At 41.2% G+C, this 15,019-nt stretch carries 7 protein-coding genes; all 7 read left to right on the top strand.

What is annotated here, in order from left to right; genetic code table 11:
* Window positions 1-11 precede the first annotated feature (11 nt).
* A complete protein-coding gene (locus EHS13_RS23360; RefSeq protein WP_155702702.1) occupies window positions 12-863 on the top strand; it encodes an AraC family transcriptional regulator in 852 nt (283 codons plus the stop codon).
* Window positions 864-1,173: 310 nt separating this feature from the next.
* Window positions 1,174-6,906, top strand: coding sequence for an S-layer homology domain-containing protein (locus EHS13_RS23355; protein WP_162463217.1), 5,733 nt, complete (start codon window positions 1,174-1,176; stop codon window positions 6,904-6,906).
* 520 nt (window positions 6,907-7,426) lie between these two features.
* On the top strand, window positions 7,427-9,034 hold the full coding sequence (locus EHS13_RS23350) for a response regulator transcription factor (RefSeq protein WP_155702700.1): 1,608 nt from the start codon (window positions 7,427-7,429) through the stop codon (window positions 9,032-9,034).
* Window positions 9,035-9,053: 19 nt separating this feature from the next.
* Window positions 9,054-10,790 carry a sensor histidine kinase gene (locus tag EHS13_RS23345; protein ID WP_162463216.1) on the top strand — a complete coding sequence of 579 codons (1,737 nt, stop codon included), beginning with the start codon at window positions 9,054-9,056 and terminating at the stop codon, window positions 10,788-10,790.
* 210 nt (window positions 10,791-11,000) lie between these two features.
* The gene (locus EHS13_RS23340) at window positions 11,001-11,936 is read left to right on the top strand and encodes an ABC transporter permease (protein WP_162463215.1); all 936 of its coding nucleotides are present in this window, start codon (window positions 11,001-11,003) and stop codon (window positions 11,934-11,936) included.
* 10 nt (window positions 11,937-11,946) lie between these two features.
* On the top strand, window positions 11,947-12,846 hold the full coding sequence (locus EHS13_RS23335) for a carbohydrate ABC transporter permease (RefSeq protein WP_155702697.1): 900 nt from the start codon (window positions 11,947-11,949) through the stop codon (window positions 12,844-12,846).
* 111 nt (window positions 12,847-12,957) lie between these two features.
* Window positions 12,958-14,952: a hypothetical protein gene (locus EHS13_RS23330; RefSeq protein WP_155702696.1), complete on the top strand. Its 1,995-nt coding sequence runs from the start codon at window positions 12,958-12,960 to the stop codon at window positions 14,950-14,952.
* Window positions 14,953-15,019: the final 67 nt, after the last annotated feature.

Here is a 15,019-nt window from a genome sequence, read left to right as displayed (position 1 = left end):
AGTTGGCTTAGTTGGCGAATCACTATATGGAACATTACATAAACGGGGGATTAGAACTCGGATTTAACCTGCATTATTGTGGTACTGAACAATGCGTTCCATCCCACTCGTACGGTCCTGCAATGCGCGATCATTATTTATTGCACTATGTCGTGTCAGGAACAGGCATATTCTCCACGACTGATTGCGAATATCGGTTGAAGCCTGGAGACAGCTTTTGCATGTTCCCTAATCGGCCCGTTTCTTACCGTGCGGATGGTGATGATCCATGGACTTATTATTGGATCGGTTTTGGTGGAGAAAATGCGGCAAATCTCTTGAAATTATCTCAAATCACGGAATTGTCACCTACCCATGCCCATGCTGAACCGAAACGAGTGGAAGCTCTGTTTGCTGAACTTCTGCGGGTTTCCGAAGATGACGGCCTTGCCTCTGAAGCAAGCTGTTTAGGTTTGCTGCTCCAAGTGTTTGCGACTTATCTTCAATCGCAAGCAGGTACCTCCCTGCCAGCACGTCGCCACACCAAGGGAAGAAGAGATTTCTATATAAGTCAAGCTATTCGGTTCATCCAAGATAACTATCAGAAACATATTACCGTTCCGCTGATTGCGAAGCAAGTCGGTTTAGAACGCGCTTATTTCACTAAACTGTTTCATGCCCATGTGGGTATTGCTCCATATGAATTTCTTTTGCGTTATCGGATTGAGAAAGCAATCTTGCTTCTGGGCCAAACTAATTTACCGATTCAAATTATTGCCAACAGCGTTGGATTTGATAATGCTGCCTATTTCGGCAAATTATTTACCCGTCATATCGGCCAGTCTCCTTTCGCCTTTCGCAAACATAACCAAACTCTGCTTTAAGCAATAATAGGAGGAACCACAACGCAATATCTTTTTGAAAAAAAGGGTTGTATTAAACTATCACGGTCAAACTGGCCAAAGTAGTTTGGTGCAGCCCTTATTTTCGTATGTCATATTAACAAATCCTATTGTGCCAGTAATCTCATCCAGTTCGGACTATTTTTGGGCAGTATCGAGCTTGTTGAGGATATGTGAAAAAAGTATTCTTAAAATGAAATTAATAAAACGCTTTCAATTTAGACGAGGTGGTGAGTCAAGAGTTGGTTTTATAACGGTTATTTTTAAAAATAAAAGCAGCATGGAGGATAAAATGAATAAATTCATCAAAAAAAGCTTAGCGTCCACACTAGTCCTATTGATGGCATCATCTAACTTATTAATCGGTACACCAGTTGCGAAGGCAGATCCTGTGGTATCAAGCGCATCTTACTCTGGGATCGATAAAACGACAAAAGGTCAGTGGAATAATAAATATGGCAAAGACGGATATATACTTTTCGGATACGGAGCGACTGCCCCTTCCGTGGATGTCTTAAGAGTAGACAATTACGTAAATGATATCGTGAAGAAGCCTGACTATATTGAAAATATTGGCGATAATGCGTATCAACTGAATAATGGAACCGAAACCAAAGTGAGGCCGCTGCCTGTAGATCCTACTTTGCTCGGGAACATTCTGGATATCCCGGCAGGTGCGGAAGGAACGGGGCTAACAACCAAGGTTGAAGCAGCGATTGAAATCGGTGGAGATGCGCCAGATATTCCTTTTAACGGTGGTTTTGCGAACAATGCGGGGCGTCGAACGCTTACCTTTCATTTGGATGATACCGAGGAGCATTTGTTCACGGTATACAGCACCAAACAACTTGATGATCGCTGGTTTGGCATTGAAGATCTGATTGGAACTGATTTACTACCCTTAACGAAAGGTGCGACATTGTTCGGTTCGAACGGTTCCGATTCCACCTATGTTACTTTCAAAGTGAAGGGAAGCTTCCAATTCCATTATGACGGCGGTTGGGAGAATATTGGCCTTCAGGGTGTATTTTTCGATTCGGAACCGGAGCCAGAAGTAGCTCCAGAGCAACAGAGGACGATCCTCGGATTGGATTCACAAACGAGTGGACAGTGGCATAACAAATATGGCGGTGATGGCTATATTCTTGTAGGCTACGACACAAGTGTGGTTCCGAAGGTAAATGAATGGTCTACAATCGCAGCTACACCAAGCAATGACATCAAGTCTTTGCCGTCTTACGTCGATTCTTATCAGTACGAGACAGAGAGTCAAGTGGTATTGCCGCCTCTAACAGATTCGGATCGTTATTATAATTATGTCATTGACATGCCGCCTGGCAATACTGCGGATACAGATCTAGTCGTGGTAGGTCAGCCTAGAAAAAAATACAGGGCTTATGCACAAATGAATAGGCTTTCAGGTGCGTATACGTTTACCTTGAACGATGATCAAGAGCATGTGTTCAGCTTCTATTCAAGACAGACCGAAACGGTCTCCGTACAATTGACTGATTTGCAGAATAATATTATCGCAGAGCGGTCGGTTCTTGATTCCACTTTTAACAATGGGGGCTATGTCTCGTTTCTTGTGAAAGGCAGTTTCAAAATCGTCATTGGAACTCCGTCGAAGGATTTTGGCGCAACGAGCTTTTTCTTTGATGCTCCGGTAGCAGCTAAACCGATGAATCTAGCTGTAGAGGCACTGCCGGGCAGAAAAGCGGGATTGACTTGGACCAATGCGGGTTCGCCTGACAAGCTCATTCTGGAGAGACGGCAAGGCAACGACAAATATACACAACTTGCCGTATTAAACGGCACAGCTGTGCAATATGAGGACGTGAATCTGACAGGAGGCCAGACCTATTCTTACCGGCTGCGGAATGTAACAGGAACAGGCTATAGTTCAGCGACAGAGTCTGTAAATGTTGCAATACCGCTCATGACGGAGACGGTGCTTACACTCACTGATACGGAAGCGATCCAAGCGGTAGTTGGTACTACTGTTGCAGAGAATGTGTATGCTCAAGTCAACTATGAGGGATTAGGCTTATCTCCACTTAATGGAGCAACAGTTAAACTACGCCTTCATGGCGAACATGTAGGAGATGGAATCAGCTTCGGAGAAGAAATCCCGGAAATAGTGGCTACAGGTATCACTGATATAAATGGGATGGTGGCTCTCAGCTTTACAACTGAATTTGCCGGAACATATACGCTGGATGCAACAATGGATCCGGACGATGTGAACAAACTGGCAGAGGCGAATTCTGCTGCAGTTGGATTGACCGTTGACAATGTCGAGGAGAACAATGCTCCTTTTATATTGAAACTGTCAGATGCAGTTAAACCGGGCAAGCTATTTACGGTTAACGGCTATGGGATGGATGAGGATACGGTGGATATCGCGATTGAGTTGGATTTGGCAGGAACTGCTGCTGATCAGCCTTCGATCAATGCGATTCATCCGGTAATCGTGCAGAAGGATCGAAGCGGCTTTTTTACAGTCGCGGAGTTTCCCCTGAATGCACAGCCTGGTGTCTACAATGTTTGGGTGAAGAACTCACATGGTTGGAGCGCTCCTTCCAAGCTGAATGCAGCAAGACCGCTATTCATCTCAGATTATGAAGCATATAGTGGGATTGATATTGATTTAGCAGGGAGAAATTTTGATCAGAGCGAGTTTGGTGGTTCGACTCATACGAAAGTCAGATTAAACAACGGAGAAGGCAGCATCTCAGCGACTACGGTCAAGAGCCTGAATCCTTATGGCATAACCTTTACAGTCGGTTCGGCAAATCCAGATGACTACTTCGTGGAAGTATCCAATGATGACGGAATAAACTGGTCTAGGCTGGATAATGGCCAGAAGGTTACAGTTGTCGCGGCGGGTGAGGATCCTCTCGGACTTGGCGTGGCATGGGCCAGCGATTTCAACTGGGAAAATGAATATGATGTAACAAATTTTGGCGCTACACAGAATGACCAAACGGATGATACGAATGCTGTACAAGATGCTGTCGATGCAGCTGAAGAAACTGGAGGCGTCGTATATTTCCCTAAGGGCAGCTATTATATCGAAACGATTAATCTTCCATCGGGTGTAGTTTTGTTAGGAGAGGATACGGAGCTGACAAAGCTTTATTACACGGGTACGAACAAAAATTTCATCGATTCAACAAATTATGAAGGTGACAACATACCGGAAAGACAAGGCGTAGCAAATTTGAGCCTGCTATTGACTGATGCAACCATGCGTCCGGATTCCTTCATTTGGATCGGAGAAAAATGGGGCAATAATTTTGGTGATATGAGCTTGCGTCAGAGTAACCGTTTGTTCGTTACAGGCGTTAAGATTGATTACCCGACTGACTCCACCGGAGGAACTGGCAGCGGCCGCGGAATCGGAATCGAATTTATTGCGAAAGAACGTATTTTGATTCAGAATAACCATTTTGTGGGTTGGCATGCACAGCCGTTTATAACTTCGGTCAACCAATACTATACACTTAAAAATAATTATTTTGAATTTACAGAAGGCTTTATTGTTGGGTTGTCTACTTATGCTTTCTTTGAGGGAAATCATGTTAAGGCTGTTAATCCGGCTGCCAATAGGGAATCTCATGGATTGTTCGCAAGAAGCAATGCTTATATTGCTGGCAATATAATCGAGAACATGGGAGATCACGCCAACGCTCAAAACGATGGTGAAGCGATTGCTCTGGAAATTCCAAACGCCTTATTCAATTATGGAAAGGTGCTGAAAGCGACTTCGACAACCGTCCTTGTTGCACCAGAGAAACCAGTCTCCGATCCTGTGCTGGAATTCGGCGCTTTGTCACTGCTTATTACTGATGGTAAAGGCATGGGGCAAATGCGTAAAATAAGCAGCCGTACTAATAACACCTATCACGTGGGAACACCTTTCGAGGTTGTGCCGGATAATACGAGTCGTTTTACGCTTATCACGCCAAACGATAATGCAACAATTTATGATAATACGATAACGAACAATGCTAAAGGGATCTGGTTGTTCGGTAATTCGTTCGACAGCGTTGTTGCAGGTAATACCAGTGTAGATTCCGAAGGTATATTCATGTACACGGTCCGTAATAATCAGGGCATTTCACCAGGCTATTATACGAGGATTGCCGATAATCACGTCGAGGGCATTTCGCGCCGCAGCGATCATGGCGGTATTGGATTCAATACCTCACGCAATACTAGTGATCGCTACTATTCGATTGATGTTTACTCAACCGAAATACTCAACAATTCTGTATCTGGAGACAATACCGTCCAACCAACTGGCGGTAAGACAGAAGCGCCAGGCTATGGCGGCATTTATGCCATTTCGGCTTCGCACAGCTCTTCATACGACAATGTGCCTGGGACAGGGGATTCTACGAATACGATTATTGAGGATAATAGCCTTAGTAATTTGGGTACAGGCGTTGACCTGACACACTCCTCCTATGGACAGATCGTTCGGGGAAACAGCTTCGATGAAACGGTGTTGAAATTTATCAACGATACGGGCAGTATGAATACCATCGTCGATAATAATAATATAGCTGCACCAAGCGTGACATTAAATGATGTCACGAATATCGTAACGGGCTTAACAACAGCGATGGAATATAAGCTCGATAGTGCTGAATACATCATGTACGACGCAGCGGTATTCAATGCTTTAAACTTAAGCGGCAGCCATACGTTGTTAGTGCGTATACCGGCAAATGTGATTACTGGAACGCCAGCGGGGTTTGTAACAAAATTAATTTTTACATCAACACCGACATCGCCGACACAAGCGCCAACATCAGTTCCAACACCAACACCAACACCAACACCAACACCAGCACCGACGCAAGTACCTGGCGTAATGGATGTAGAAGTGATCACGGATGCTAACGGTCAAGCTGTTGCAAATGTAAATACGGATGAGTTCAAAGCGCTTGTTAATTCAGCAAAAGAATCCCGTGTATTGATTGATGTTCATGGTACTGAATCTGCTAAGGGAATCACCGTCAATATTCCTAGCGAAGCCTTTAAAGCAGCGTTAGAAAAAAATATCGAGCAGATTCAAATCCAAAGCAGTTTTGCTACGGTATCTCTTGCTACAGACTTATTGGAGAAGGAAGGCGGAGCTAGCGGATCTATCCAGCTGTCCGTGACGACTGTAGATCCATCGACTTTATCGGATAAAGTCAAACAAAGCATCGGAAACAATCCAGTTTATGACTTTAATCTCATCGTCAATGACAGAAAAGTCAGCAAGTTTGGCCATGGGGATGTTAAAGTTCAGCTAGACTATACGTTAAAGCCTGGAGAAAATCCGCATAAGATCGTCATCTACTATTTGGATGATAAAGGCAAGCTGGTAACCGTGAAGAATGGCAAATATGACAAGGAAAAGGGCAAGATTACTTTCGGCCCCATGCACTTCAGTCATTATGTAGCGGCTTTTAACGGAATAGACTTCAAAGATATCGCGGTTGTAGCCTGGGCAAAAGAGAGTATAGAGGCTTTGGCAGCTAGAGAGATCGTGATGGGAGTTGGAGAAGCTAGCTTTAAACTGGAGAAGCTGCTTACAAGAGCGGAGTTCATTACGATGCTGATGAATGCATTCGATTTATCAGACATTAACGACAAATCATCGTTCAGCGACGTTAAAGAAGGAGCTTGGTATTATTCATCTGTGGCCTCTGCAGAGAAGCTCGGGATCAGCAAAGGAAATTCTAATGGAAAGTTCGGGATCAATGACTTGATCACCAGACAAGAAATGGCCGTTATGATTTATAAGGCCGCTCAATTGGTAGGCGCGAATCTAAATGGCAATAGCCAACTGATAACCTTCAAAGATCAGTCGGCAATAGCTGACTATGCATCGGAGGCAGTAATGGCTATCCAGAAAGCTGGCATCATTAATGGCTTAGGCGATGGTAACTTTGCTCCAAAAGGTGTAGCAACAAGAGCTCAAGCAGCAGTTGTCATCTGGAGATTATTACTTACCGTTCAGCAATAACAGTAATCATTAAATCGACAAGCCCCTTCAAGATAGGGCTTGTCGATTTTTTCATTGTCTAGGAGATTATGCACGGTGTGTTACACCACAAATCGAGTAACTGGATAACCTCATGTTAATATTGCAGTATTCGGGCAAATTCAGTGAATAACTGGAATTGCTCCATGTAAAATGTGTCTTTAGTTGTTTCAAGGCAATTTCAGCTTAATTACCTGGAGGAAATCCATGTAAATCATAATAACAAAGTTAAATCCATTTTTTAACGGGAGGAAATCCATTTAAATAATTTGAGCACTTAAAAACTGAGGTTGTTCTTTAACTAACCGATTATTTGGAACTCAACCAGATTGGGTTGTTTTTTGTCAATATCGGACTTGACCAAAGTGCAGGTAAAAAGTACGCTTCTGATATAGGCTATTTTAAGCGCTTACAAAAGTTTTTTTATCTAGCTGACAGGTTCAAATCAATATATAATAGATTAGCAGATGCTTCTAGACTAAAGGGAACGAGGGGATTATACATGCTTACAATTCTAATAGTTGACGACAACCTTTTGGATCTGAACGGAGTCTCGGAGCACATAGATTGGGATCATCTTGGCATAAAAGTGGTTGGAGTTGCTGCGGATGGATCTGAGGGTTATCAGAAGGCGATGGAATTAAAGCCTGACATTATTCTGACGGATGTAGATATGCCTATTCTGGATGGGCTTAAGATGGCGAATATGATTCAAAAAAATGTCACTAATACGAAATTCGTTTTTATGAGCTGTTTTGATGACTTTAATTACATCAAGGAAGCCATGGATCTGGATGCGTTCAGATATGTCTTAAAACCAATCAAGTTAGATGAATTGACTGCGGTTATCATTAAGATCAAACGTGTGATTGAGCTTGAATTAAATAAGGATCGTGTACAAGAAAAACTACAGCAGCAGCTTCAGGTCAGCTTGCCGGTTTTACAGGAACAATTTTTTAGAGATCTCCTTTACGGCAAATGGTCTCTTGAATCGGAAGCAAACGAGCAGCTCATATCTCATGGGATAGAAAATATCCATGGGCAATACTCGGTAGCTTTTATTGAAATCGACAGCTATGAGCTCGCGTACTCACACTATTCCAAAGAACAGAAATATGCGATTATTCGAAAAACAATCGATTATTTGGCAGAGATTTTGCCGCAAAACGTGACTCCATATCTATCCAATCATGGATACCATTGCATTGTTATCGTATTAGCAACTAATGTGAATAATAGTCCTGACTTAATGGAATTATTAAACAGCTGCAAAGCTGAGCTGAACGAAAAGATGAAGTTTCAGGTAACCATTGGAATTAGTCATTCCTCGGATCGTTTGACCCATATTACGGAGCTGTTCTACCAAGCTGAATATGCGGTAAAAAACAAGTTTTACGGGAGTGGCAATTGTATTATTGCAGCATCCGAAATGCCAGTAATAGATCAGATTCTGGAATACGATCTTCAAGCCATTAAGAAAGAACTGCAACTTATGATGGAGAACGGCCGGCCAGAGGATGCCATGAGATTTATCGAAAGTCATTATGGTAAAAACAAGCATTTCATTGAGTCACATGTGAAGAGCTTTACCGTTTCTATTGTGAATACATTGCAAATGATCTTATTAGAGAAAAATGTTAATTTAGAGGAAGTATTCGGGGAGAAGTTTATACTCTGGGATAAACTATATCAGTTTGAAACGGCTGATCAAATCAAGCAATGGCTGCAGGATTTAATGAAGGACGTCATCAAGCATTCGAATAACCTGGAAAACAACCGACATAAAAAAGTGGTTGAGGATATTAAAAAATACATTGAAGAAAATTTCAATACAGTTGAAAGCGTAGAACAAATTGCAAAAACTTTTTATTTCAGTGCAAGATATGCCAATCATATTTTCAAGCAAAGTACAGGTAAAACCATCTTTGATTTTCTCATTGCCAGTCGAGTAGAAGCGGCCCAAACCTTATTGCTTGAACCCAATGCCAAGGTATACGACGTATCGGAAAAAGTCGGCTATCTTAATAATTCGTATTTTTGTTCCTTGTTTAAACAGAACACTGGACTGACACCTAAGCAATATATTGATCGATACGGCAGATCGTCTTAAGGGAGGCGGCATCGTTTTCATGCGGTTTATTCGTTTCATGAGCAGTTATTTTAATATGAACAATAAGATAAAAATCAGCTTATCGTTATTTACGTTGATTCCTTTTATCCTCATCTCGATTTACATTTATATAACCGTATGTGCGACCATCAAAAAGGATTTTGTTAACCAAATCAATGAACAGCTTACCACAAACGTTAATTTAATTAACCGGGATTACCTATTGTTTATTAATAAAAGCCGTTATTTTCACATCAACAGTTATGTCGTTTCAGGGATTATTAGTGCATTGGAGTGGGATCCGCTCACCTCGTATGATTTTCAAAGCTATATGAGGTCGTTAACACGTGATCTTGAATTCTCAGATCCGAATACGCGCGCATTCACTTTTTATGTTGCAAATTACTCCAGCAATAGTGAATATATTGCAAATATAAATGAGCTAACCAACAGCAAGCTAGTTGCGGAAATATTAGAAACCCCTGTGATGGAAGAAATATGGAATGCGCAATTGAAGAGCGGTTCGATTAATAAGAATTTCATTTCCTTTTATAGAAATATTACGAGTGCAATTGGAATTCCGTGCATTTTGGAGGTCAATATCCCATACTCCGACATTCAGAATTATTTGTCCCTGATGCGACTACCAGAATCAGCCATTCTCATTCATGCGTCCGCCTCTGGAGAAATTCTCAACTCCGGTGCTCTTGTATCAACTGCTAATCAACCATTAATTGAGAATAGCGAGAAGATGTTTCTCATCCATAGCAAACCATTGTTAGATGGCAGTTTAATTACAATTACTATCCCAAAAAACATACTCTATTTAAAAAACCTCCATGTATTGCTATCTATTCTTGCTGGCTTGATTACCCTTGGGATTCTGGTTATATTCGCATCGAATTTTACCTCGAAGAAAATTACTGGCAGCTTGGGCGATTTCATGACCTACCTAAAAAGAAACAACATTCGCGGAGACTACTTATCCTTGGATCCCGATTTGGAAAATGCGAGGAATGTAGATGAGATTTCTGTTATTAAGCAAAAGTTTATTAATATTATCAACACGATGAATGAGACTCATAGCGATTTACTATCATCGAAAAGCCAGAATAATGAACTGCAAATCAAGCTGCTCCATGCGCGGCTAAATCCTCACTTGCTGTACAATTCGCTTTCCGCTATTAAGTGGTTTGCCATTCGCAATAAGGATGCGAAGACGGCGGAAATGATTGACTCGATGTCTTATTATTACAGAATCGCTCTTAATGAGGGTGAGGAAATTATTCTAGTGTCCCATGAGTTAAGATTAATCAAGGAATATGTGCAAATTATGCAATATACGAATTCAAACCCTTATCAATTGGTATTTCAAGTAGCAGAGGAAATGCAAAACATCTACATTCCGGTACATTTACTTCAACCAGCCGTTGAAAATGCTATTCTACACGGGTTGAAAAAGATGTCAGATGGCGTAATTACGATTAGAGGGAATCAGCAAGGTGATGATCTTATATTTGAAGTGATCGATAATGGCTCTGGGATGGACGCGGAAACGATTGATAAGGTATTAAAAATTCAATTCAAAAAAACTCGGGGAGGATACGGCATTAAAAATTTAATTCAAAGAATTAAATTGTATTACGGTGATTCGTATGGAATTAATATAAACAGTGAGAATCAAAAGGGAACAACCTTAACGATAAAAATCAAAGCTTTTACACAGGAAGAGCTGGAGCAATACAAATCCAAATAAACATCTATTCAGAAAACCGGAGATTTTCGTCTCCGGTTTTTGAATGCCATTTTACAGCCTTATAGACCTAGAAAAGATGCAGATTGATTAAAGCCATATTCGACTATTTTTCTCTATTATGTCTCTATAATTAATTGGCTGATTCACTATAATTAACTTATGGCTCAAACGAAGTTAGTCATAATACACAAGGTTAGGAGAGTCGAATACATGAGAAAAAATACCCGGTCGGGTGTCGCGTATAATACTAAGTTTTCCTCGATTTATATTCTGTATCTCTTTCTTATACCGGCAATCGGATTAACTTTTTTCTTTAATTACATTCCGATGTTCAGCAATGTAATCGCCTTCATGGATTACGATTTTACAGAAGGCTGGATGGGAATGGGTAGTCCATTTGTCGGGTTTAAGCACTTTGCGTTTCTTCAAGAATCATGGTTTTATGAATTAGCTATTCGCACCATAACCTATAGCTTCTTTATTCTTATCACGAGCTTTCCGCTTGCCTTAATCTTTGCCTTACTTATCAATGAATTAAAAAGCAGCAAATTTAAGAAAATAACGCAAACGGTTTCATATATTCCTCATTTCGTTTCCTGGGTAACCGTATCGGGTCTTGTCTACATCTTTCTAACTGTGGATCCCAGCGGGCTCTTGAATAATTTGAAAGTGCTCATCTTCGGAGGAGAGCGAATTTCCTATATGCAAGACTCGGGTTACTTTCTTCCACTGCTTATCTTGACGCAAATATGGAAGGAAACTGGTTGGGGCTGCATCATTTACTTAGCAGCTTTAACGACAATTGATCCAAGCTTATATGAAGCGGCTGTAGTGGATGGGGCAACCCGCTGGCAAAAGGTTTGGTATATTACGCTACCTGCGTTGATACCAACTACAGCTATACTACTTATCTTTTCGCTTGTTGGTCTGTTTTCATCTAATTTTGACCAGATATTTAATCTGCAGAACTCAGTTATTCGACAAACAACGGACACGATTAATATTTATACATTCTATGTCGGGGTACGTTCCCAACAGTATTCTCTGGCTGCTGCAGTCGGTTTGTTCCAAGGAGTAGTCACATTTATTCTGGTCATGATCTCCAATTACACAAGCAAAAAAATGAGCGGATCCGGGATCATCTAAGGAGGACAATATGGTTAAGTCAACAAAAAGCGAAAAAACCTTCGACCTATTTAACATTATACTAATGATTTCGATTTGCCTTCTGACTATTTATCCGTTCTGGTATGTGTTTGTGACCTCACTTAATGAAGGTGCAGATGCCGCACAAGGCCCAATCTGGCTCTGGCCTCGGGCTTTTACATTAGATAATTATAAATATGTCATGGCTTATGATACTCTTTTCTCAGCTTTCACTGTTACGGTCGCACGCTGCATCATCGGTTCTGTCTTTAGCGTTGGTGTTTGTTTGCTGGCAGCCTATGCGTTGTCCAAAAGACATCTGCCGGGAAGAAAAGTGATTTTATATTATCTGATTATGCCTATGTTTATTGGGGGCTCACTTATTTCCAACTATATTGTCATTGCTAAGCTAGGACTCATAAACAACTTTATGGTGTATATCCTGCCTAGTGCCTTCATTTTCTTCAGTATGATTATTATTCGTACCTTTATCGAGCAAGTGCCGCTTGAAATCGAAGAGTCAGCGATGATAGACGGGGCCAATTATTGGAAGATTTTCGTTAAAATCATCGTGCCTTTGTCCAAACCGATTATTGCAGCTTTTCTGTTCTTTACTGTAGTAAGCGGCTGGCTGGATTTAACGACTACATTGCTTTATGTGACTAAAGAAAAACTCTTTACCTTGCAGTATGTTTTGTATAATGCGCTGACTTCCAGCTCGACAACATACATGGTGGACGCTTCGACTATGGAAGATCTTAGAAGATCCTTTAGCCGAGGTACGGTGCCGACACCACAGGTCATTCAAATGACAGTTATGGTAATCGTTACTTTTCCGTTATTATTCATTTATCCGTTTTTTCAAAGATATTTTGTTTCGGGTATGATGCTTGGTTCGGTAAAGGCTTAGCCCATTCAGTAATTGGTTTAATTGGCTTCTTGAGAGCGTAACTTAAGCATCGCTTAGAGAGAAGCTGTTTAAATAGAGTTAACAAACATTATCAAGGAGGAATTATATCAGATGAAAGCGCTAAGAAAATCTTCTGCGTCAATTTTGACAATTGTATTGGGGGCAACACTCGCTCTATCTGGCTGTACTAAGGATAAGGAAGCAACACCATCCAGCAGTCCGGCTGCAAGTACAAATAGTACGGCATCCGCAAGTCCAACACAAAGTCCTGCTCCTGCTGAGACTACAGGGGGCAAGCTCGGACTTGATCCGGCTAGCTTAACAGACCTGAATATTTCGGTTCTAGGTAACCTGCAAACAGGGAACAAAAACCCTACAGAGGATGCACTGACCCCGATCTGGAGAGCAAACACAAAAGTTATTCCTAAAATCGTTGAAAAACCGAAAAATATTGAGAGCTTTACACAGTATCTGCAATTGCAAGAGGTAGCGGACACGGTGCCAGATATCCTTGCACCTGCGTCTGGTGTATTTAACAATCCCGAAGTATACAATTACTTGAAAAAACAAGGCACTTTGCGGGAGATCACGCTAGATGACATAAAGAAATACATGCCTCGTACGGCAGCAAGATATGCAGAATACGGGGTTACCTTGGATGATTGGTACAATGCGAATGTAGATCCAGGTGATGGCAAGTTATGGTATATACCAGGCAATTTTAGCGTAGGGTTTAATCCAGAACTGAGAGACAGCTCTGTTTTTGCCGAGAACTTCTCGATCAGTCCAATGACTTACTACTTCAGAGACGATATTCTTAAGAAGATTTATCCTGATGCGAAAACCGAAGCTGAATTGAGACAGCTTTACGTGGATAAAGGCGGCAAGCTGACTATAGAGGACTTGACAGCTGATGTGCCGATTAAGAACTACGAGGATTTGACTAACTATCTAAAAAAAGTAAAAGAGCTTGGCACGAAACAAGGCGACAAAACAATTATTCCTTCACACATTCAATTCTCGAATACTGCTGATGCATTATGGTGGGCTAACTTCAATTTGACAGGCTTCTGGTGGGAAGATGGCTTGAATGATCGTATTACAAGTCCAACTTCTTTGGAATATGTCTTTGGAACGCCAGAATGGAAGACGTTCACCAAGTTCATGAATGGATTATATAACGAAGGCTTATCCGACAAAGAAGTTTTCATCCAGAAAGAAGATCAGAAAAATCAAAAGGTCATTAATGGTGAATATGCCGTATTCCACCCATGGCTTCCAGTTAATGATGCAAGAGAAAAAGCCAAAACAGAGAACAGAGGTTACGGATTTAGAGCCATTCCATTATTCATGTCAAGCTTCAAAAATGATCATCAGGATTATTCAAGACGGGTTCTTACATTAGTTAATAATCAAGGTGCTGTAGGAATTACGAAAAGTATCACAGATGAGCAAATTCCACAAATCCTCAACTGGATCGATTGGAACCTTGGTGAAGAAGCCGGAACATTAAGAAAATGGGGTCCACCGGAATTCTCTACTGGTGAAGGCGCAGATAGAAGATTCAAACCGGAATATAAAGAACTAGAAGCTTGGGCTGTTTCAGGTGCAAAATCAGAAAAAGATGGCACTTATTATGGGATGTATAATAACGAAACCGAGCATGACAGTGCATGGAACCAAGAAACGAACGGGATTGGAAACTATCTAACGGTAGTTGATTCACCAGCCCGGGTCTACGTACAGGATAAAGATTCAATTAACATAGATAACGTAATTTCGGCGGTTATTAGAACAAATGGCCTAAGTCAATCGACTCTTTGGGAACAATTACCACTTGGTCAAGATGCTAAAGATGCAAAAGCTGCCTTCGACAAAATTGTAGAAGAGTACGGCAAAATTACTAAGGTTGCCAGCTTCCAAGCAGATGGCGCCAAGAACGCAAATGTTAAAGCAATTATCGATAAACCGGATAACTTTGATAAAAACTATGCAGCGATTGAAAAGTTCAATACTCCAGAGCTGTTGGCAAACATTAAGCTGCAAAATGAAGCATGGATCAACTACCAAAACGTGCTTCAAAAATATCTAAAGCCTTTGAAATAGGCTAAATTTATCACACAATACGGCAAGCTGGAGCAGCCCTCGGGATTTCCTGCTTGCCGATTTTTTG

It is taken from the genome of Paenibacillus psychroresistens (assembly GCF_009728935.1).
Lineage (GTDB): Bacteria > Bacillota > Bacilli > Paenibacillales > NBRC-103111 > Paenibacillus_AC > Paenibacillus_AC psychroresistens.
Note: the sequence above shows the minus strand (reverse complement) of the source record. Positions and strands in the feature narration are given on the sequence as shown.

Excerpts from the sequence above, each read along its gene's own strand:
- EHS13_RS23355 (WP_162463217.1), top strand. The coding sequence starts at position 1,174 with ATGAATAAATTCATCAAAAAAAGCTTAGCGTCCACACTAGTCCTATTG.
- EHS13_RS23350 (WP_155702700.1), top strand. The coding sequence starts at position 7,427 with ATGCTTACAATTCTAATAGTTGACGACAACCTTTTGGATCTGAACGGA.
- EHS13_RS23345 (WP_162463216.1), top strand. The coding sequence starts at position 9,054 with ATGCGGTTTATTCGTTTCATGAGCAGTTATTTTAATATGAACAATAAG.
- EHS13_RS23340 (WP_162463215.1), top strand. The coding sequence starts at position 11,001 with ATGAGAAAAAATACCCGGTCGGGTGTCGCGTATAATACTAAGTTTTCC.
- EHS13_RS23335 (WP_155702697.1), top strand. The coding sequence starts at position 11,947 with ATGGTTAAGTCAACAAAAAGCGAAAAAACCTTCGACCTATTTAACATT.
- EHS13_RS23330 (WP_155702696.1), top strand. The coding sequence starts at position 12,958 with ATGAAAGCGCTAAGAAAATCTTCTGCGTCAATTTTGACAATTGTATTG.